Here is a 20,550-nt window from a genome sequence, read left to right on the forward strand (position 1 = left end):
CGGTGCCCCTGCCGCGCGAGCGGGCGTCGCGTCCCGCACCATGACCGGGTGCGACTGCGTCGGGTGTCCGTGACCTCCCCCGGGTACTCCCGCCGCCCGAAGGGCGACTCCTGGGTGTTCCTCGACGTCGAGGGGACTCCGCTCGCCGACGAGGACGAGGTCGCGCGGTGCACGCGCCTCGCGGTCCCTCCCGCCTGGACCGACGTCTGGATCTGCCGGTACCCGAACGGGCACATCCAGGCGTTCGGGCGCGACGTCGCCGGTCGCGGCCAGTACCTGTACCACGAGCAGTGGCAGGTGCGCCGTGCGCGGCGCAAGCACGACCACGTGCTCGACGTCGGCCGGCGCCTGCCCGCGGCCCGGCGTCGGGTCGCGCGCGAGCTCGCGCAGCCCGGCATGGGTCGCGAGAAGGTGCTCGCCCTGGCGTTCCGGCTTCTCGACCTCGCGTACTTCCGCGCCGGCGGCGAGATCTACGCGAAGCAGAACGCCAGCTACGGCCTGGCGACGATCCGCAAGGAGCACGCGCGGGTGCGGCGCGACGGGAGCGTGCACTTCCGCTACCCCGCGAAGTCGGGCCAGGTCCGCGACGTCGTCGTGGACGACCCGGTGGTCGCCGAGCTCGTCACGACGCTCAAGCGGCGCCGCGGCGGCGTCGAGCTGCTCGCGTGGCGCGAGGACGCGCCCGACGGCCGGGCCGCGTGGCACGACGTCACGAGCGCCGACGTCCAGGCGGGCATCAAGGAACGGCTCGGCGAGGACGCGACGCCCAAGGACTTCCGCACGTGGCACGCCACCGTCCTCGCGGCGCGCGCGCTCGCCGACGCCGGGGCCGCGCCGGCCTCGGAGCGGGCGCGGCGACGGGTCGTCACGGGAATCGTCAAGGACGTCGCGGAGGAGCTGGGGAACACGCCCGCCGTCGCGCGGTCGTCGTACATCGACCCGCGCCTGTTCGACCTGTGGGAGCGCGGCGAGACCATCGGGTCCACGCGGTCGCAGGCGCGAGCCGAGCGCGAGCTCCTGGAGCTGCTCTCGTGAGGGCCGCGGTCACCGGCGTCACGGGCTACGTGGGCGGGCGGCTCGTGCCCGAGCTGCTGCGCGCAGGGTTCGAGGTGCGCGCGCTCGCACGGCACCCCGAGCGGCTCGCGGGGCGCGAGTGGGTGCACGACGTCGAGACGGTGGCCGCCGACGCCGCCGACCTCGGGCAGATCCGGGCCGCGCTCGAGGGCGCCGACGTCGCGTACTACCTCGTGCACTCGCTCGGGACCGGGAGCACGTTCGAGGCGCGCGACCGCCGCACCGCGCTGACGTTCGCGCAGGCGGCGCGCGAGGCGGGGGTCGGGCGGATCGTGTACCTCGGCGGGATGTTCCCCGACGTCCCGGAGGGCACGCTCTCGCGCCACCTCGCCTCGCGCAAGGAGGTCGGCGAGATCCTGCTCGCCTCGGGCGTCCCGACGACGGTCCTCCAGGCGGCGGTGATCCTCGGCTCCGGGTCCGCGTCGTTCGAGATGATGCGCTACCTCACCGAGCGGCTCCCCGCCATGACGACGCCGAGGTGGGTCGACAACCGCATCCAGCCCATCGCGGTCCGGGACGTGCTGCGCTACCTCGTCGGGTCCGCGACGATGCCGCCCGACGTCTCACGCGCGTTCGACGTCGGCGGGCCCGACGTCCTCACGTACCGCGACATGATGCAGCGCTACGCGAAGGTGGCCGGGCTCCCCCGCCGCGCGATCGTCAGCGTCCCGGTGCTCACCCCGAGGCTGTCGAGCCTGTGGGTCGGTCTCGTCACGCCCGTGCCGTCGGGCATCGCACGCCCGCTCGTCGAGTCGCTCCAGCACGAGGTCGTGTGCCGCGAGCACGACATCGCGCGGTACGTGCCCGACCCGCCCGAGGGCCTCGTCGGGTTCGACCGCGCCGTCGCGCTGGCCCTGGAGCGCGTCCACGACGGCGAGGTGACGACGCGCTGGTCGTCCGCCTCGGTACCGGGAGCGCCGTCGGACCCGCTGCCGAGCGACCCCGACTGGGCCGGCGGCTCGCTGTACGTCGACGAGCGGCGGACGGTCGTCGACGCGCCGCGCGACGTGCTCTGGCGCGTCGTCGAGGAGATCGGCGGGCAGGGCGGCTGGTACTCGTGGTCGCTCGCGTGGCGCGTGCGCGGGCTCCTGGACCGCGCGGTCGGCGGGCCGGGGCTGCGCCGCGGTCGGCGCGACGAGCGGCACCTGCGCGTGGACGACGAGCTCGACTGGTGGCGGGTCGAGGCGATCGAACCCGGCCGTCGGCTGCTGCTCCGGGCCGAGATGCGCCTGCCGGGGCTCGCCTGGCTCGAGCTGCGCGTCGACGAGGCGGCCGCGGAGCTGCCCGACGCGACCGACCCCGCCGCGCCCGGGCCCTCGCCCGAGGACGCGAGCGGTCCGGGCCGGACCTACTTCGCCCAGCGCGCGCTGTTCTACCCGCACGGCCTCGCGGGCCAGCTCTACTGGTGGGCGGTCAAGCCGTTCCACGGCGTCGTGTTCGGCGGGATGCAGCGCAACGTCGCCGCCGCCGCGGAGCGCGCCGCTCGCGCCGGCGAAACGTTTCAGGGTCGCGCGCGTCCTTGACCCCGGCTCCGCCGCGTCCGGACAGTGGCGTCGACCTGCGTCGACGCGGACGCAGCCGGACCGAGAGGCAGCCATGCACCCACGACCCACCGCGGCCCTCGCCGCGGGCGCCCTGCTCGTCGCGAGCCTCGCTGCCGCGTCCCCGGCCTCGGCCGCGCCGGATCCGACCCCGGACCCGGCAGCGGCCGCCGCTGCCGCCACCGCGCCGAACTACGCCGAGGCCCTCCAGAAGTCGCTGTTCTTCTACGACGCCCAGCGCTCGGGCGACCTCCCCGACGACTTCCGCGTGAGCTGGCGCGGCGACTCCGCGCTCGACGACGGCGCCGACGTCGGGCTCGACCTCACGGGCGGCTGGTACGACGCGGGCGACCACGTGAAGTTCGGGCTGCCCATGGCGTTCACCACGACGATGCTCGCCTGGGGAGCGATCGCGAGCCCCGACGGGTACGCGGCGTCGGGGCAGCGCGACGAGCTGCTCGACTCGCTGCGCTGGGTCAACGACTACTTCGTCAAGGCCCACCCCGAGCCGGACGTGCTCTACGCGCAGGTGGGCGACGGCGACGCGGACCACACGTGGTGGGGCCCGGCCGAGGCGATGCAGATGGCCCGCCCCGCGTACAAGGTCGACCCGTCGTGCCCCGGGAGCGACGTCGCGGGCGAGACCGCGGCAGCCATGGCCGCGTCGTCGATCGTCTTCGCGGACTCCGACCCGGCGTACGCGGCCGAGCTCGTCGAGCACGCCGAGCAGCTCTACGACTTCGCCGACACGTACCGCGGGAAGTACTCCGACTGCGTGCCCGCGGGCGCCTTCTACAACTCGTGGTCGGGCTACCAGGACGAGCTCGTGTGGGGCGCGTACTGGCTCTACGAGGCGACGGGCGACGCGTCGTACCTCGCCAAGGCGGAGCAGGAGTACGCCGGGCTCTCGCGGGAGAACCAGACGAGCACGCCCTCGTACCGCTGGACGATCGCGTGGGACGACAAGACCTACGGCACGTACGCGCTGCTCGCGCAGGCGACGGGCAAGCAGCAGTACGTCGACGACGCGAACCGGTGGCTCGACTACTGGACCACCGGGTACCAGGGGGCGCGCGTGCGCTACTCCCCCGGCGGGCAGGCCTTCCTCGACTCCTGGGGCTCGCTGCGCTACGCCGCGAACACCGCGTTCGTCGCGCTGACGTACGGCGACTGGCTGCGGGGCCGCGGCGACGCGACCCGCGCGCAGACGTACCAGGACTTCGGCGAGCGCCAGATCGGCTACGCGCTCGGCGACAACCCGCGCGGCGCGTCGTACGTCGTCGGGTACGGCGAGGACTCGCCGCAGAACCCGCACCACCGCACCGCGCACGGCTCGTGGCTCGACTCGCTCGCCGAGCCTGCGGCGACGCGGCACGTGCTGTACGGCGCGCTCGTCGGCGGCCCGGGCGCGCCGGACGACGCCTACACGGACAGCCGCTCCGACTACGTCGCGAACGAGGTCGCCACGGACTACAACGCAGGCTTCACGTCGGCTCTCGCCTACCTCGTCGCCGAGCACGGGGGCTCCCCGCTCGCGGACTTCCCCCAGCCCGAGACGCCCGACCAGGACGAGTTCTTCGTCGAGTCGCGCCTCAACCAGCCCGGCACCGCGTTCACGGAGATCAAGGCCGTCCTGCGCAACCGGTCGGCGTTCCCGGCGCGCGTGCTGGACGACGTGCGCCTGCGGTACTGGTTCACGCTCGACGACGGCGCCGACCCGGCGACCCTGCGCGCCACGACGAACTACTCCGAGTGCCCCGGCGCGACGGCGAGCGTCGGCCACGCGGGCGGCGACCAGTACTTCGTCGAGATCGACTGCTCGGGCTCGGTCGTCTCCCCCGGCGGCCAGTCCCAGCACCGCCGCGAGGTGCAGTTCCGCGTCACGGCGGACGTCTGGGACGCCGCGGACGACTGGTCCTTCGCGCAGGTCGCGACGGGCGACGCCCTGGCGAAGAACGCGCGCATCACCCTCTACGAGGGCGACGAGCTGCTGTGGGGCGACGAGCCGTCGTCCGGACCGGTCGAGCCGGACACCACGCCGCCGTCGACCCCGGGGGCGCCGACGGTCTCGGCCGTCACCACGGCCGGGGCGACCGTCGCGTGGGCGCCGTCCACGGACGCGGGCAGCGGCGTCTCCGGGTACGACGTCCTGCTCGACGGCGTGCGGGTCGCGACCACGCCGGGCACGACGCTGGCCCTGACGGGACTCGCCCCCGAGACGACCTACCGCGTCGCCCTCGTCGCGACCGACCGGGCCGGGAACGCGTCCGCGCCCGGGCCGGCGGCGACGTTCACGACCCCGGCCGCGTCGACGGGTCCCGCGCCCGGCGCCTGCGCCGTCCGCTGGTCGTCGAGCGACTGGGGCTCCGGCGGGACGGTGACCCTCCGGCTCACGAACACGGGCACGACGGCGCTCGACGGGTGGGCGCTCGCGTTCGCCCTCCCGTCCGGGCAGACCGTGACGAACGGCTGGAGCGCCACCTGGACGCAGTCCGGCGCCGACGTCACCGTGCGGTCCGCCGCCTGGAACGGCGGCCTCGCCCCGGGGGCGTCCGTGGAGGTCGGCGCGAACGTCGCGCACGGCGGGACGAACACGCCGCCTGCACGGTTCACGCTGGTCGGCCGGTCGGGCGAGACGGAGTGCACCGTCGGGTGAGCCCTCGCCCGGGTGCGTCGCTCGCGCCGGGACGCTGCTCCCCGGCGCGAGCGACGGTCACCTGCGGCGGCGGAAGGTCAGCGGGTCCTCGACGAACGGCTCCCAGGCCGCACGCTCGGGCTCGGTGATGCGGCGGGGCGCCCCCGTCGCCGCGTCGACCACGACGATCGTCGTCACCGCCTTCGCGTAGGGGGCGCCGCCCGAGGTGGGCCCGGTGCGCTCGAAGCGCGCGGCGCCGTCGTGCACCTCGTAGCAGACCTCCAGGCTCGCACCGCCGAGGTGCCCGATCCACAGCTCGACCCGCACGGGCGTGCGCGTGAAGCCGAGGGGGCGCAGGTACTCGATCTCCTGCCGCGCCACGAGCGTGTGGCTCGTCGCGGCCGGCCCGGTCTCCAGGACCGCCGTCGGCCAGGCGTCCTCGCCGGCGTCCGGGTGGGTCCAGAACGCCGTGATGCGCGCGTCCTCGAGCAGCCGGAACATTTCGACGTTGTTGACGTGCGCGTACGCGTCGAGGTCGGACCACCGCAGGGAGACGGGGACGTGCAGGCGGGTCATGGAGGGTCCTCTCGTTCGACGGGTGGCGCGACCATTCTCCTCCGACCGCCGACCACGACGTTCCGCGCCGTCGAGCATGACGTCGCTGTCGTTCTCGGCCCGATTTCGAGAGCAACCTCGTGTTCGGCGGGGAGGCGGGGCGTCAGGACGCGGCGACGAGCGCCGCGGCGCGACAGCTCGCCAGCGCGGACAGCTCCTCGCCGACCGGGAGCCGCACCATGCGGTCGGCGACCTGGCCGACGGCCTCGCGCAGGCGGCGTCGGGCACGGGCCGCCCGGCGGCGCCCGCCCACGGACGCGGCGGCGCGCGAGAGCACGGCGACGACGATGCCGACGACGATGCCGCCGAGCGCGAGCAGGGTCGGCCACGGGAGCTCGGGTGCGCCGGGCCCGCCGAGCGTGAGCACGGGCGTCGGCGGCTCGGGCAGGCGCAGGTAGGTGAACCCCCACAGCGCGGCGAGCCACAGCAGCCCCACCACGAGCGCCGCGAGCACGAGCCACTGCAACGCGCCGACGACGCGCCACCACACCGGGCGGCGCGACGCCTCGAGCTCCGTCCCGGCGACCGCCTGGTCGAGCGCGTCGGCGAGGTCGCTCGCGCCCTCGGAGGCCCGACGCCGCACGGCGAGCGCCCAGTCGTCCGGCACCCCCGCGGTGGCCTCGGCCGCGTAGTCGCGCACGGCGGTCTGCGCACCGGCGCGCAGCGCCGCCCCGACCGCGGGGAGCGACGTCCGGGCGAGCTCCGGCCGCAGCTCCGTCTCGCCCGCTCCCAGCTCCTTCGCCGCGCGCGCCCGGGACGAGCCGGGAGCGGGTCCCGTCCGGAGCCCGATGCGGCGCAGGGGGTCAGGCCGGAACCGCCCGACCCAGCGCGTGACGGGCCAGCCGGTCGCCGCGCGCGCGTCCCGGACCGCCGAGCCCCGCACGGCCGCGACGACCGTCGGCACGCCCGCGGCGGCCTCGAGCGCGTCGACGAGCCCGTCGCGCGCCCGTCGCGCGGCGCGCTCCGGCACGGGCTCGCCGCACGCGGCCGCGACCCGACGGGCGACGGCGCGCACGTCGGCCGCGAGCCGGTCGTTCGCCGCCCGCCGCCGGGCCGCGGCGTCCGCGAGCAGACCCCGGAGCTCGTCGAGACCCTGTCCCGTGCGCGCGGAGACCCCGAGGACGCGCGCGTCGCCGAGCCCGTCCTCCACGGCGAGCCGGCGCAGGTCCGCGAGGCACGCGTCGGCGTCGGCGGGCGAGAGCCGGTCGACCTGGTTGAGCACGAGCACGACGACCGAGTCGTGCCCCGCGAGCGGGCGCAGGTAGCGCTCGTGCAGCGCGGCGTCCGCGTACTTCTGCGGGTCCACGACCCACACGAGCAGGTCCGCGCGCTCGACGAGGCGCTCCGCGCGCACGCGGTGCTCGACGACCACCGAGTCGTGGTCGGGCAGGTCGAGCAGCACGAGGCCGCTCGTGACGTCACCCGCGCGTCGGCCGCGCAGGAGGCCGCGCAGCCCGCCGCCCGCGCGCGCGTCGTCCGGGTCGCCCGACGTGAGGGGCGTGCCCATCTCGTGCCGGCGCCGCACCTCGAGCCAGTCGAGGAGGGCCCCCGCGCCCGCCGCACCGGGAGTGCCACCAGGCGCCACGCCGCCCGTCGGGTACCCCGCCCCACCCGACCCCCACACGGCAGCCAGCGGGTGCGACGTCGTCGGGCGCTGGACCCCGACCGCCGCGAGCTCGTCCCCGACGAGCGCGTTGAAGACCGACGACTTGCCCGATCCCGTCGCACCGGCGAGCGCGACGACGGTGTGGTCGGCCGAGAGGCCCGCACGCTCGCGCGCCCGGGCGACGACGGTGCGCGCGTCGGCGAGCAGGTCGGCGTCGAGGCGCCCCTCGCCCGCGCGGACGGCGGTCTCGAGCGCGGTCGTGCGCGCCGCGAGGTCGATCGTCATGCGCGCTCACCGCCCAGGAGCCGTCGCCAGAACCCGGGTCTGCGGCGCGGCTCGTCGTCGGCCTCGGGCACGCTCGCAGGCTCGTCGTCCTCCGCACCGCGCCGGCCCGCGCCCCGCAGGAGCCGCGCGGCGTGCCGCCCGGTGGTCGGTCGGGCCGTGTCCTGGTCCCGCCCGCGCGCACGGCGCTCGACCCGCGCCGCCGCCTCGACCGCGCGCGCGGCCTCGCGCACGGTACGCGCCGTCTCGTCCGCCTCCGCGGTGCCGAGCGCGTCGAGCTGGGCCGTGTAGCGCCGTGCCTCGTCGTCGAGCACGGCACGCACCCGCTCGGCGAGGCGGTCCCGCGCCGTCCGGGTGAGGCGCCGGACCGCGTCGTCGCCGAACACGGCCTCGAGGAGCTTCTGCGCGAGGATCGCCGTCCCGCCCGCGATGCCGACCTCCGCGCCGGTGAGACCGCCCGTCGACGCGAAGACGACGACCATGAGGCTCAGCCCGAGCCCGTTGATCCCGAACGACAGCGCGCGTGCCGCCCCGCGCTTGCCCGCACCCTGCTCGCGCACGAGGTCGAGGACGTCGGACTGCCACCCCCGGATCTCCTCCGCGACCCGCGCCCGCACGCCCGCCGACGAGCGCGAGAGGTCGAGCCCGTCCAGGAGCGCCGTGCCCGCCGGGTCGGCGCGCCACCCGCCGTACGCGCGCTCGGCGGCCGCGTCCGTCGCGTCGAGCACGACGGCCTCCAGCCCGTGCGCGATCGCCTGCTCCACCTGCGGCGCCTGCGCCGGGCGCCCGCGGAAGAACGCCGCGACGGCGTCGCGCACGCGCCCGACGCCCTGCTCCACGGACCGGAACAGCTCGCTCGTCCCGACGAAGTCCTGCCAGCGCGCGAGCACCTCGCCGCGCAGCAGCGCGCCGTCGCTCGTGGCGGCGTCCACGGTGGCCGCGGCCTCGTCGTACGCGCGCCCGACGACGGCCCGCAGGCGCACGTCGGACGTCGCCTGGGCGTCGGCGGCTCCGGCCACGAGCACGGCCCGGCGCACGAGGTCGTCCACGACGCCGTCCCGCGTCGCGGTCGCGACCCGGTCGCGCGCGGCGCCGTCGGCCCCCAGCGCGGACAGCCACGAGGCGACCTCCGCGACGGACCGCTCCGGGAGGAAGCCGTCGACCAGCTCGGACTCCCCCACGACGAACAGCGGCGCGGTGTCCAGCCCGTTCTCGTCCATCATGCGGCGGAGGTCGTCGGCCACCGCCTCGGCTCCCGGGTCGACCCGGTCGAGCACGATCGCGACCTGCGCGCGCCGCTCGGCCGCACGATGCAGGAGGTCCCACGGGACCGCGTCGGCGTAGCGCGCGGCCGTCGTGACGAAGAGCCACAGGTCCGCCGCGGCGAGGAGCTGGGCCGCGAGCTCGCGGTTCGCCGTCTCCACGGAGTCGACGTCGGGCGCGTCCACGAGCGCGAGACCCTGCGGCAGCGCGTCGCTCGCGACGAGCCGGAGCGTGCGCGTCGGGTCGGCCGGGCTCGCGGTCGAGGTTCCCGCGGTCCGGCCGGGCACGGCGGTCGCGTCGCGCGCGACCGGGTCCCGCCCGTGCTCGCTCACGCGCGCGAGGCCGGGGAGCACGCGGTCGGTGGAGAACCAGCGCTCGTCCAGCGGGTGGTGCACGAGGACGGGAGCGCGGGTGGTCGGCCGCAGCACGCCGGGCGCGGACACGTGCTCGCCCAGCAGCGAGTTCACGAGCGTCGACTTCCCCGCGCCGGTGGACCCGCCGACGACGACGAGCAGCGGCGCGGCGTGCGAGCGCAGGCGCGGCAGCAGGTAGTCGTCGAGCTGGTGCACCGCCAGGTCGAGGTCCTCGCGCGCCGCCGCCGAGCCCGGCAGGTCGAGCGGCAGCCGCGCGGCCGCGAGCCGGCCGCGCAGGATCTCCAGGGACTCGACCAGCCCCGCCGTCGCCGCGGCGCCCGCGGCGACGGCCCCGCCGGTCGCCGCGCCGCCCGGCCCCGCGCCGCCCCCTGCGGCCACGTCCGTGCGGACGTCGTCTCCGGGGTCACCGCTGGCCGTCATCCCGCCAGTCTGCCGGAACGCCGCTGGTCAGGCCCGGTGTGACACGGTCGGACCCCACCCTCTCCGCACGCGAGGTCGACCCGCCCGGCATCAGATCGGCCCTCCGAGGGTCGATCTGGGACGCTCGGGTCGATCTCGCGGTCGTGGCTCACTCCCCCAGGCGGCGCCGGAGCCACGCGACCCCCACCTCGGCCTGCGCGCGCTGGAACGCCCGCACGTGCGGGATCCCCGGCGGCGCGGGGTCGAGCGAGGACGCGAGGAAGTACCCCGTGAGCGCCGCGAGGTAGCAGGTCACGGCGTCGGGCTCGACGTCGCGCGGCAGCGGGTGCCGCCGGAGCACCTCCTCCGGCGGCGGGCCGCCCTCGACCTGCACGGCCGGGAGCATGCCGACCGCGTCGCAGAACGCGGCGCCGCGCGCGGCGTACGGCCAGTCGACGGCGACGGCGACGGGCCCGTCCGTGGCGCGCCCACCGCGGGACGCGGTTCCACCGCCGGGCGCGGTGCCACCGCCGTTCGCGGTGCCGAGCGCCGCCCGGTCCACGAGCAGGGTGTTGTCGCCCCGGAGGTCGCCGTGGACGAGGTGGTCGCCCGCGGTGGCCTCGGGCCACGGCTCGGCAAGCGCGGCGAGCCGGTCGAGCCGGGCCGCTACCCACGGGTCGTACGTGCTCAGGCCCGGCGGACGCCGGTCCGCGAGGTCTTCCCACTCGCGCCACTCGACCGTCTCCGCGAAGCGCGGGAGCGGCGCGACCCCGGGGACCTCGACCTCCGCGACGCGGCGTGCGAGGTCGGCCACCGCGGCGAGCTCGTCGTCCCGCCACGGCGTGGCCACGGACCGGCCGGGGACGGCGTCGAACGCCAGGGCGACCCACTCGCCGACGCCGTCGAGGTCGTCGTCGAGGACCCACCGGAGCGCGGGTGCCGGCGTCCCCGCCGGCAGCGCCGCGGCGACGCGCGCCTCGAGCCGGTACAGGTCACGGGTGAACGCGTGCTCGGGCCCGACCGCCTTGACGAACACGTCCCCGCCGCTCGTCCGCAGCGTGGACGCGAGCCCTTGCGAGTAGCCGCCGTCGTGGCTCGTCCACCCCGAGACGACGGCGCCCAGCCGGGCCTCGACGGCGGCGCGCACCGCCCGCGGGAGGTCGGGCCAGGTGGGGCGTACACGCGAGGGAGCGAGGTCGAGGGTCATGCCGGGCGATCCTGCCGAGGTGCCGACGGCGGCGTCAACGGGTTTCCGCGCCCGCAGCGGCGCGGGAGCAAGCGGGCGCGGAACCCGCGAACTCCCGGACACCCGGACACCCGGACACCCGGACACAGACGCACACACGCACAGACGCCGGACGGGAACGAGGCCCGCCCGGCGTCGTGGTCGCTCGAGTCGCGGCGTCAGTCGCGCGTGAGCTTGCGGTACGTCACGCGGTGCGGGCGCGCAGCGTCGGCACCGAGGCGCTCGACCTTGTTCTCCTCGTAGGACGCGAAGTTGCCCTCGAACCAGTACCAGTTCGCCGGGTCCTCCTCCGTGCCCTCGTACGCGAGGATGTGCGTCGCGACCCGGTCGAGGAACCACCGGTCGTGGGACACCACGACGGCGCAGCCCGGGAACTCGAGCAGCGCGTTCTCGAGCGAGCCCAGGGTCTCGACGTCGAGGTCGTTCGTCGGCTCGTCGAGCAGCAGGAGGTTGCCGCCCTGCTTGAGCGTGAGCGCGAGGTTGAGACGGTTGCGCTCACCGCCCGACAGCACGCCCGCGGGCTTCTGCTGGTCCGGGCCCTTGAAACCGAACGACGCGACGTAGGCGCGCGACGGGATCTCGACGTTGCCGACCTTGATGAAGTCGAGACCGTCGGACACGACCTCCCACAGCGTCTTCTTCGGGTCGATGCCGCCGCGCGACTGGTCGACGTAGGAGATCGACACGGTCTCGCCGACCTTGAGGTCGCCGCCGTCCAGCGGCTCGAGCCCGACGATCGTCTTGAACAGCGTCGTCTTGCCGACGCCGTTCGGGCCGATGACCCCGACGATGCCGTTGCGCGGCAGCGTGAAGCTCAAGCCGTCGATGAGCTGGCGCCCGTCGAAGCCCTTCTGGAGGTTCGACGCCTCGAGGACCACGTTGCCCAGGCGCGGGCCCGGCGGGATCTGGATCTCCTCGAAGTCGAGCTTCCTCGTGCGCTCGGCCTCGGCCGCCATCTCCTCGTACCGGGCGAGGCGGGCCTTCGACTTGGTCTGGCGGCCCTTCGCGTTGGACCGGACCCACTCCAGCTCCTCCTTGAGGCGCTTGGCGAGCTTGGCGTCCTTCTTGCCCTGGACCTGGAGGCGCTCGCCCTTCTTCTCGAGGTAGGTCGAGTAGTTGCCCTCGTAGGGGTACAGGCGGCCGCGGTCGACCTCGCAGATCCACTCCGCGACGTGGTCGAGGAAGTACCGGTCGTGCGTGACGGCGAGGATCGCGCCGGGGTACGTCGCGAGGTGCTGCTCGAGCCACAGCACGGACTCGGCGTCCAGGTGGTTCGTGGGCTCGTCGAGCAACAGCAGGTCCGGCTTCTCGAGCAGGAGCTTGCACAGCGCGACGCGGCGACGCTCACCACCGGAGAGCACCGACACGTCGGCGTCCGGCGGCGGGCAGCGCAGCGCGTCCATCGCCTGCTCGAGCTGCGAGTCGAGGTCCCACGCGTCCGCGGCGTCGATGGCCTCCTGCAGCGTGCCCATCTCGGCGAGGAGCGCGTCGAAGTCCGCGTCGGGCTCCGCCATGAGCGCGGAGATCTCGTCGAAGCGCTGCTTCTTGGCGAGGATGTCCGCGACGGCCTCCTGCACGTTGCCGAGGACCGTCTTCTCCTCGTTGAGCGGCGGCTCCTGGAGCAGGATGCCGACGCTGTAGCCCGGGGAGAGGCGCGCCTCGCCGTTCGACGGCGTGTCCAGGCCGGCCATGATCTTGAGGATCGTGGACTTCCCGGCGCCGTTGGGGCCCACGACGCCGATCTTGGCGCCGGGCAGGAAGTTCAGGGAGACGTCGTCGAGGATGACCTTGTCTCCGTGCGCCTTGCGCGCCTTGTACATGGAGTAGATGAACTCAGCCACAGCCTGTCGTTCCACCGTTTCGGTCGGGAGAGGTACGGGATTCGTCGACCACTCAGCCTACGCGGTCGTGCCACCGGGGCGCGCCCGACGGCGCCGCGACCCCCGCGGGCCGCGGCACCGCCCGCAGGCGTCGCTCAGACGGACGCCAGCGCGCCGGTCTCGGCGTCGGCCACCGGCTCGGCGTCGACGTCGACGGGTGCGTCGTCGTCGGACGGCTCGCCGGGCTCGCCCGCGAGCGCCGCGCCGGCGTCCGCGAGGGTCCACGGGTCGTCGAGCGGCGCGCCCTCGAACGCGGCGCCGTCGTGCGGCGCGGCGCCCGGTCGGCCGGACGACCGGTCCGGCCCGTCCGGGCCACCCGCGGTGCCGACTGCCACGGCACCGGCCGCATCGCCCCGGCGCGCGCCGTCGTCCTCGCGCCGGTGGACCGTGCGGGCGAACCGGGCCTCGCCGAGCGTCAGGTCGGGGCCGAGCGCGGTGGCCTCCACGACGAGGCTGGTGCGCGGGCCGTCCGGGCCGTCCCACTCGTCGAGCGAGAGCCGCCCCGTGACGACCACGGGGTCGCCCTTGTGCAGGGACAGCGCGACGTTGCGCGCGACGTGCTTCCACGCCTTGACGGTGAACCACAGCGTGCGGCCGTCGACCCACTCGCCGCGCTCGCGGTCGAGGTAGCGGCGCGTCTGGGCGATGCGGAAGCTCGTGAAGTCGTTGCCGGACTGCGCGCGGAACAGCGTGGGCGTGGTCGCGACGAAGCCGGACAGCGTGACCGTGACGTCACCGGGCATGGTTCCTCCTGAGGTCGGCGGCCGGGCTGGTCCCGGCCACCGCCTCAGGGTGCGGTGGGAGCGGCGGTGCCGTCCGTCGTCGTGCCGTCGCCTGTGGACGGGCCCGCGACCTCCGGGCCTGTGGGTAGCCGTAGCGCCCCCGTGAGCGGCGCCGCGGGCGCCTTGTCCCGGGCGGACTGCGCCAGCTCGCGGACCTGACGGTGGGTGTCGAGGAGCGCCTGGGTCGGCTTGCCCATGGCGTCCTGCACGACCCGCTCGATCGCTCCCCGGCCGGACGCGAGCACCTGCTGCTCGCGCCGTCGCGCGAGCGTGCGCCGCACCTGGAGCGCGACGAGGAACGCGACCACGGCGCCGAGCACGGCGACCGCCGCGACGACCGCGCACACGGTGACGAGCGTCCGCCCGAGGTCGAGCACGCGCAGCGAGCCGAGCACGGCGAGGACGCCCGCGACGACCCCGAGGCCGAGCGCCGTCCAGGCCGCGCGCCGCGTCGGGCGCGACGACGAGGGCCCGCGCGTGTCGAGAGGGATCTTCGCGAGCGCCGACCGCGTCGCCTCCGCGACCTTCCCCGACGGCGCGACGGCGGCGTCGAGAGCCCTCTGCCACCCCGGTCGCAGGGACCGTCCGGCGCGCGCGAGCCAGCGCGAGCGCGAGAGCGCGACGGCGTCGGGCTGCGGGGGCGAGAACTCGGGTCGGCCGTAGCCGTTGCGCACCGCCGCGCCGACCTGCCCGGCGACGGCGGCGAGGCCCGTCGCGTCGGCGAGCGCGTCGACCTCCTCCTCGACGGCCGTGCTCATGGTCCACGGCACGTCGCCCGGGAGCTGCTCCAGCAGGAGCGCGCCCGCCCGGTCGAGCTCGCCGGCGACGCGGCTCGCGGCGACGCTGCGCCGCGCGACCGCCTGCTCCAGCAGCGAGCGCAGCTCGTCCAGGCCCTCGCCCGTGCGGGCGGAGACGGTCGTGACGTAGACGCCGTCGAGCCCGTCCTCCTCGAGCAGCCGCCCCATGTCCTCGACGAGCGAAGCACGGCGCGCCTCGGGGACGGTGTCGATCTGGTTGAGCGCGACGACCATCGACCCCTCGAGCCCCGCCGACTTCTGCAGGTAGCCCGAGTGCAGCGCGTCGTCCGCGTACTTCTGCGGGTCCACGACCCACACGAGCAGGTCGACGAGCGGGAGCACCCGGTCGACGACGTCGCGGTGCGCGGGCTCGATCGAGTCGTGGTCCGGGAGGTCGAGCAGGACGAGGCCGCCGAGCGCCGCCTCGTCCTCGGCGTCGAGCTCGCCGTCGCGCGTGATGCGGCGCTCCGGGTCCACCTCGAGCCAGTCGAGCAGGGCCGTCGCCGCGCCGCTCCACGAGCACGCGGTGACGCGCGCCGTCGTCGGGCGCTTCACGCCGACGTCCGCGAAGTCGAGCCGCGACACGCGGTTGAACAGGCTCGACTTGCCCGACCCGGTGCCGCCCGCGAGCGCGACGACCGTGTGGTCGACGCCGAGCGCGAGGCGCTCGCGCACGCCCCCGATCGCGTCGCGCACCTGGGCCGCGACCGCGGGGTCGAGGCGGTCCCCCGCGAGGTCCACCGCGCGCGCGAGGTCGTCGACCCGGGCACGCAGCTGGGCGTCGTGGGACGTCACATGAGCCTCCTCAGCTCGGCGAGTCGTAGGCGCAGCCCGACGGCGGCGTCCGCGGCGAGCGCGGGGTCGGCGAGCGCGGTGAGGACGGGCTCCGCCTCGCGCTCGACCATGGTCGCGGCCCGGTCGGCGAGGTCCTCGCGCAGCGCCGCGAGCGCGTCGTCGCCCGTGTCGCCGAGCACGGTCCGCACGAGGCGGGCCGCGTCGTCGCTCCCGGCGGCACCCGCGAGCAGCAGTGCGGCGAGACCGGTCTCGCCGAACGCCTTGACCGCCGCCCGGGCGGGCTCGCCCGCCGCCGGGGCGGCGAGCTCGGAGACGACCTGCTCGGCCCGCCGGGACCACTGGAGCACCTGGGTCGTGGCCGAGGCCTCGCGCCGCGCGGCGGCGTCCTCCTCGGTCGGCAGGACGTCGGAGGCTCCTGGCAGCGGCCGGTCCCCGTCGAGCGCGGCGCGCAGCGCCTCGTGGGCCAGGACGCCGTTCGCGGCGAGCGTGCGGTGCGCGGCGTCGCGCGTCTCGTCGAGCAGCGGGGCGAGCACGAGGTCGCGCGCGCGCCCGCGGCGCTTGGACGACCGGACCACGCCGCCGCGCACCTTGACGCGGTCCACGCGCTCCGCGCCCGTCACCTGGGCCCACCGCGCCTCGAGCGACCCGTGCGCGACGGCGCCGTCCAGCGCGGCCTGGCGCGCGGCGTCCCGCACGGGCGGGACCGCCTTCTCCGCCGCCGAGCGCAGGTCCGCCGCGGCCTCCACCTGCTGCTCCACCGCGTCCGAGACGCCCGTGACCCAGGCGGGCAGCGCGCCGAGCGCCCCCTTGAGCGTGCGCACGATCACCGCGCGCGACCGGTCCGGTCCCGCGAGCATCGTGAGCCAGCGCGCCACCGGCGCCACGACGGAGCGGTCGAGCAGTCCCTCGTGCGGGCCGACGTCGGGCACGACGAAGAGCGGGGTCCCGTCCATGCCGTGGTCGCGCAGGCGCTGCAGCAGGTCGCCGCGGATCGTCGTGAGGGTCTCGCGCGGGACGCGGTTGAGCACCATCGCGACGCTCGCGCCACGCTCCTTCGCGCGCGACAGCGCCTGCCACGGCAGCGCGTCGCCGTAGCGCGAGGCGGTCGTGACGAACAGCCACAGGTCCGCCGCCTCGAGCAGCAGGCTCGCCGTGTCGCGGTTCTCGGACAGGAGCGAGTCGAGGTCCGGGGCGTCGAGCAGGCCCGTGCCGCGCGGGACGCCGTCGTGGTCGACGACGCGCGCGACGCGCGTCACCGGGCCCTCGACGATCACGTCCGCGTCGAGCGGGTTGAACGCGAGGACCGGCTCGCGCGTCGTGGGCCGCAGCACGCCCGCCTGCGACACCTCCTCGCCGAGCAGCGAGTTGTACAGCGTCGACTTGCCCGCGCCCGTCGACCCCGCGATGACGACGATCGCCGGGGAGGACAGCTCGCGCAGCCGCGGCAGCAGGTGCTCGTCGAGCTGCGTGAGGAGGCGGCGCCGTGACGCGTCCGACTCCGCCGCGCCGTCGATCGCGAGCGGGAGGCGCACGTCCGCCACGTCGCGGCGCAGGTCGCGCGCGACGTCGTAGACCGTGACACCGAGCTCCTCGGTCGCCTGCGCGGGCCTCCACGAGCCCGGCGACCGGCCGGGCGCGGCGGGGCTCGCGTCGCTCGTGGCGGCGTCTGGGGTTCTCACTGGTTCATAGTGACGGCTGCCGGGGGCCCCGCCAAACGCACGCGCCGCACGACGCGCGACCACCCCACCTGCACGTCCGTCATCACGGCCCCACCTCCCGAGCACGCCCCGCGCCCACTACGATGGGCGCGCGCCTCGATAGCTCAATGGATAGAGCAACGGCCTTCTAATCCGTAGGTTGCAGGTTCGAGTCCTGCTCGGGGCACCACACGTGACCGGGACGAACACGCCTCGGCACAGCCCCCGTTCGTTCTCGCGCCGCAGGGCTCCGTACGCGTCGTCGTCCCCGGAGCGCCCATTCTGAGTCGTCCTCCGAGAACGCGGCGCCCGCTCCCGGGCCGATCTCTCGACCGTACGCCCCGGAGCGGTGGTGGCGAGAGGTGGCGAGGACCCGGACCCACCTCCTACGGTGGACGGGCGGCCGAGGTGCCGCAGGGGGCACCGGTCGGTGAAGAAGCCCGCGGCCGGTGCACCTCTTCGACGGGCCACCGCCCGCCGGAGTGCTCGAAGGCGTCCCTGCTCCTCCACGGCGAGGGGCGGGGGCGCTCGTCCGGGACGCGGTCCGGGCCGACGTCGCGGCAGGGTCACCCGTCCGGTTCGACGACGTAGCCCGCGCGCTCGACGGCGGCGAGGAACGCCGCGAGGTCGGGCGCCTCCCGCAGGAGCGACCCGAGCGTGCCCTCGTGCAGCGTGGCGGTGAACGTCGCCGTCGCGAAGGGGTGCGTGACCGGCGCGGTTCCGGGCAGCGGGGGCGGCACGGAGGCGCTCACGAGCACGCCCGGCTCGCCGCGCACGACGAGCACGACCCGCCCGTCCCGCAGGACGCGGTACCGCGGCACCGTCCCGTCCGTCCTCGCGTCGCCCACGGGTCCACGGTAGGGCCCGGCTGCCCGCGCTCAGCCGAACGACGGCGCCGTCGCGTGGTCGATCTCGACCAGGTAGGCGTGCCGCTCCTCCCCGCGCGGGTAGGGGTTGCCGGTGTAGAGGACGGAGAGCCTGTCGACGACCGCCCAGCCCACGTCGCCGTCGAGCACCTCGACGACGCGTCCGCGCAGGGTCGCCATGACGTAGGGGTTCCCGGTCTCGTCACGGACACCGCGACGCGCGGGTCGCGCGCGAGGTTGCGCGCCTTGCGCGAGCCGGGGCCCGTGAGGAACGCGAGCCGGTCCCCCTCCCAGCCGACCCAGAGCGGCACGACGTGCGGGCCGCCGTCGGGCAGGACGGTCGCGAGGTGCGCGACGTGCGGTCCGGCGACGAGCGTGCGGGCGGCCTCGGGGACATGGGCAGGCCCGGGGACGAAGCCGGCGCTCACACGATCGCCCCGCACGAGAGGTCGACGACGACCCCCGTCGTCGCGCCCGCGGCGTCGGACGCGAGGTACACGGCCGTGCCGGCGACCTCGGAGAGGCGGGGCAGGCGACCGAGCAGCGTGTCCTGCACGAGCACGGGCAGGTCGTCGTCCGACGCGCCGACGGTCTCGGGCGTGAAGTTGGGCCGCAGCCCGACGACGCGCACGCCGTGGCGGCCGACCTCGCCGGCGAGGCTGCGCACGAGCGTCTCGATCGACGCGCACGCGAGGCTGAACCCGCCCATCTCGTGCCGCGACTCGCGCGCCGCCGTCGACGACAGCATGACGATCGCCCCGGACCCCTGGGCGATCATGTGCCGCGCCGCGGCGGTCGCGGTGAGGAAGTGGGTCGTCGTCGCGGACACGACCGGCGCCACGAAGTCCTCGAGGGACATGTCGACGAGCGGGACGTCCTGCAGCGCGTCGTACGCGACGGCGTTGAACGACACGTCGAGACTCCCCGCCTGCTCGACCACCGCGGCCGCGTGCGCGTCGACCGACTCCTTGTCCGTCGCGTCGACGACGGCGGGGTGCGCCTGCCCGCCGGCGGCGCGGACCTCGTCCGCGAGCGCGTCGAGCGTGGCGGCCGTGCGTCCCGCGAGGAAGACGCGCGCGCCCGCGGCGGCGAACGCGCGGCTCACCGCCGACCCCATCGACCCCGCGGCGCCGTAGACCACGGCGTTCTTCCCGGCGAGCTGCATCTCTCGGTCCTTTCCCCGGTGGTGGCGCGCTCGTCCACGGACGGTGGGCGCGGCGAACTCTCGCACACGGACGACGGCGCGCGCGGGCGGAACTCATCGGCCCCCCGGACGTTGGGTCTGGCATGGGGAGTTCTCACCCTCCCGATCCCCGGAAAGGGTAAAGATCAGGCCACCCGTCGTAGATATACTCGGCCGACCGGCGCAGGCCGGTTCCGCCCGGTTCGCCCGGGTCGAGGGGGAGGCCGCGAGGGCCGCCCCACCCGCCACCGACGGCGTCCGACGGCACGCACGAGCGAAGGACAGACATGACCGAGGCAGCACCGCTCCAGCCCCCCGCCCCGACGGAGACGCTCACGCTCAGCGCCCCGGAGCCCGTCAAGCCGGTCGCCGCCACGCAGGCGCCGTCGCTCGCGCCGCGCGTCGACGAGGCCGCGATCCCGGGCCTCGAGTCGAAGGTCTCCACCTACCTCGACCAGCTCCTCGCGACGGACACGCGCTCGCCCGACTTCGCGGCGAAGGCCGACGACATCCGCAAGATGGGCGACAAGGACATCCGTGCCGCGGCCGACGTGTCCAACCGCATGCTCGAGATGCCGGTCAAGGAGCTGCGCGAGGGCGGCGTCTCCGACAGCTCCAAGGTGAGCAAGTCGCTGCTCGAGCTGCGCCGCACGGTCGAGGACCTCGACCCGAGCGAGGCGAGCATGGGCAAGAAGTTCCTGGGCCTCATCCCGTTCGGCGGGAAGCTCCAGGACTACTTCCGCCGCTACGAGAGCTCGCAGAAGCAGCTCAACGCGATCGTCCAGTCGCTCTACAACGGCCAGGACGAGCTCCGCAAGGACAACGCCGCGCTCAACCTCGAGAAGCAGAACCTCTGGGACTCGATGGCGCGCCTCAACCAGTACATCTTCATCGCCGAGCGCCTCGACACCGAGCTCTCGACGAAGATCGCCGAGCTGGAGGCGAGCGACCCCGAGCGCGCCCAGGCCCTGCGCGAGGACGTGCTGTTCTACGTCCGCCAGAAGCACCAGGACCTGCTGACCCAGCTCGCGGTGTCCATCCAGGGCTACCTCGCGATGGACATCATCATGAAGAACAACGTCGAGCTCATCAAGGGCGTCGACCGCGCGACGACCACGACGATCTCCGCCCTGCGCACGGCCGTCATCGTGGCGCAGGCGCTCGCGAACCAGAAGCTCGTGCTGGACCAGATCACCGCGCTCAACACGACGACGTCGAACATGATCGCCTCGACCTCGAAGATGCTGGCCGACCAGTCGGCGAGCATCCAGCAGCAGGCCGCGAGCGCGACGGTCGGCCTCCCCCAGCTCCAGCAGGCGTTCGCCAACATCTACGCGACGCTCGACTCGATCTCGACGTTCAAGACGCAGGCGCTCGACTCGATGGCGCAGACCATCGGCGTGCTGGAGACCGAGACGACGAAGGCGAACGAGTACCTCGACCGCGCACGCCGCTCGGACCAGTCCCAGGTCGGGAACGGCTCGCTCGACATCGGGCGCCTGTGACCCCTGGCGA

15 protein-coding genes, 1 tRNA gene and 1 pseudogene are annotated in these 20,550 nt (G+C 75.4%); 5 read left to right on the plus strand and 12 right to left on the minus strand.

What is annotated here, in order from left to right:
• Window positions 1-48: 48 nt before the first annotated feature.
• The 3 genes from ACTJIY_RS15290 (at window position 49) to ACTJIY_RS15300 (ending at window position 5,271) form a co-directional block, all read left to right on the plus strand.
• On the plus strand, window positions 49-1,035 hold the full coding sequence (locus ACTJIY_RS15290) for a DNA topoisomerase IB (RefSeq protein ID WP_440674587.1): 987 nt from the start codon (window positions 49-51) through the stop codon (window positions 1,033-1,035).
• Window positions 1,032-2,597: an SDR family oxidoreductase gene (locus tag ACTJIY_RS15295; RefSeq protein WP_440674586.1), complete on the plus strand. Its 1,566-nt coding sequence runs from the start codon at window positions 1,032-1,034 to the stop codon at window positions 2,595-2,597. Before ACTJIY_RS15290 ends, ACTJIY_RS15295 begins: the two co-directional genes overlap by 4 nt.
• A 73-nt stretch (window positions 2,598-2,670) precedes the next feature.
• A complete protein-coding gene (locus ACTJIY_RS15300) occupies window positions 2,671-5,271 on the plus strand; it encodes a glycoside hydrolase family 9 protein (protein ID WP_440674585.1) in 2,601 nt (866 codons plus the stop codon).
• Between the two features lie 57 nt (window positions 5,272-5,328).
• Here ACTJIY_RS15300 and ACTJIY_RS15305 read toward each other — a convergent pair whose 3' ends face one another.
• The 8 genes from ACTJIY_RS15305 to ACTJIY_RS15340 all read right to left on the minus strand — a co-directional run bounded on the left by ACTJIY_RS15305 (window position 5,329) and on the right by ACTJIY_RS15340 (window position 16,968).
• On the minus strand, window positions 5,329-5,826 hold the full coding sequence (locus tag ACTJIY_RS15305; RefSeq protein ID WP_440674584.1) for an acyl-CoA thioesterase: 498 nt from the start codon (window positions 5,824-5,826) through the stop codon (window positions 5,329-5,331).
• Between the two features lie 142 nt (window positions 5,827-5,968).
• Window positions 5,969-7,756 (minus strand): GTPase, encoded by a 1,788-nt coding sequence (locus ACTJIY_RS15310; protein ID WP_440674583.1) that lies wholly within the window; start codon window positions 7,754-7,756, stop codon window positions 5,969-5,971.
• The gene (locus tag ACTJIY_RS15315) at window positions 7,753-9,810 is read right to left on the minus strand and encodes a dynamin family protein (RefSeq protein WP_440674582.1); all 2,058 of its coding nucleotides are present in this window, start codon (window positions 9,808-9,810) and stop codon (window positions 7,753-7,755) included. Before ACTJIY_RS15315 ends, ACTJIY_RS15310 begins: the two co-directional genes overlap by 4 nt.
• Before the next feature lie 148 nt (window positions 9,811-9,958).
• Window positions 9,959-10,996 (minus strand): phosphotransferase family protein, encoded by a 1,038-nt coding sequence (locus ACTJIY_RS15320; RefSeq protein WP_440674581.1) that lies wholly within the window; start codon window positions 10,994-10,996, stop codon window positions 9,959-9,961.
• 197 nt (window positions 10,997-11,193) lie between these two features.
• Entirely contained in the window at window positions 11,194-12,876 is a 1,683-nt protein-coding gene (ettA, locus tag ACTJIY_RS15325; RefSeq protein WP_047233192.1) for an energy-dependent translational throttle protein EttA, read from the minus strand.
• Between the two features lie 134 nt (window positions 12,877-13,010).
• Window positions 13,011-13,658: a single-stranded DNA-binding protein gene (locus ACTJIY_RS15330; protein ID WP_440674580.1), complete on the minus strand. Its 648-nt coding sequence runs from the start codon at window positions 13,656-13,658 to the stop codon at window positions 13,011-13,013.
• Window positions 13,659-13,702: 44 nt separating this feature from the next.
• Window positions 13,703-15,289 carry an ABC transporter gene (locus ACTJIY_RS15335; RefSeq protein WP_253051202.1) on the minus strand — a complete coding sequence of 529 codons (1,587 nt, stop codon included), beginning with the start codon at window positions 15,287-15,289 and terminating at the stop codon, window positions 13,703-13,705.
• Window positions 15,286-16,968, minus strand: coding sequence for a GTPase (locus tag ACTJIY_RS15340; RefSeq protein WP_440674579.1), 1,683 nt, complete (start codon window positions 16,966-16,968; stop codon window positions 15,286-15,288). The genes ACTJIY_RS15335 and ACTJIY_RS15340 overlap by 4 nt, the downstream gene beginning before the upstream one ends.
• Window positions 16,969-17,100: 132 nt before the next feature.
• On the opposite strand from ACTJIY_RS15340, the gene ACTJIY_RS15345 reads away from it, so the two are divergent.
• Window positions 17,101-17,176: transfer RNA gene (locus ACTJIY_RS15345), tRNA-Arg, on the plus strand.
• A gap of 376 nt (window positions 17,177-17,552) precedes the next feature.
• On the opposite strand, the gene ACTJIY_RS15350 is transcribed toward ACTJIY_RS15345, so the two are convergent.
• The 4 genes and pseudogenes from ACTJIY_RS15350 to ACTJIY_RS15365 form a co-directional block, all read right to left on the minus strand.
• Window positions 17,553-17,834: a hypothetical protein gene (locus ACTJIY_RS15350; protein WP_253051200.1), complete on the minus strand. Its 282-nt coding sequence runs from the start codon at window positions 17,832-17,834 to the stop codon at window positions 17,553-17,555.
• Between the two features lie 30 nt (window positions 17,835-17,864).
• On the minus strand, window positions 17,865-18,032 hold the full coding sequence (locus ACTJIY_RS15355; RefSeq protein ID WP_440674608.1) for a hypothetical protein: 168 nt from the start codon (window positions 18,030-18,032) through the stop codon (window positions 17,865-17,867).
• An 83-nt stretch (window positions 18,033-18,115) separates the two neighbouring features.
• Window positions 18,116-18,295 (minus strand): annotated as a pseudogene (locus ACTJIY_RS15360) (hypothetical protein); the annotation flags it as partial.
• Window positions 18,277-19,017, minus strand: coding sequence for an SDR family NAD(P)-dependent oxidoreductase (locus ACTJIY_RS15365; protein ID WP_440674578.1), 741 nt, complete (start codon window positions 19,015-19,017; stop codon window positions 18,277-18,279). The gene ACTJIY_RS15365 and the pseudogene ACTJIY_RS15360, both read right to left, overlap by 19 nt.
• Before the next feature lie 305 nt (window positions 19,018-19,322).
• Between ACTJIY_RS15365 and ACTJIY_RS15370 the strand changes: the two genes are divergently transcribed.
• A complete protein-coding gene (locus ACTJIY_RS15370) occupies window positions 19,323-20,540 on the plus strand; it encodes a toxic anion resistance protein (RefSeq protein ID WP_439158256.1) in 1,218 nt (405 codons plus the stop codon).
• Window positions 20,541-20,550: the final 10 nt, after the last annotated feature.

It is taken from the genome of Cellulosimicrobium sp. 22598 (genome assembly GCF_052044445.1).
Taxonomy (GTDB): Bacteria; Actinomycetota; Actinomycetes; order Actinomycetales; family Cellulomonadaceae; genus Cellulosimicrobium; species Cellulosimicrobium cellulans_G.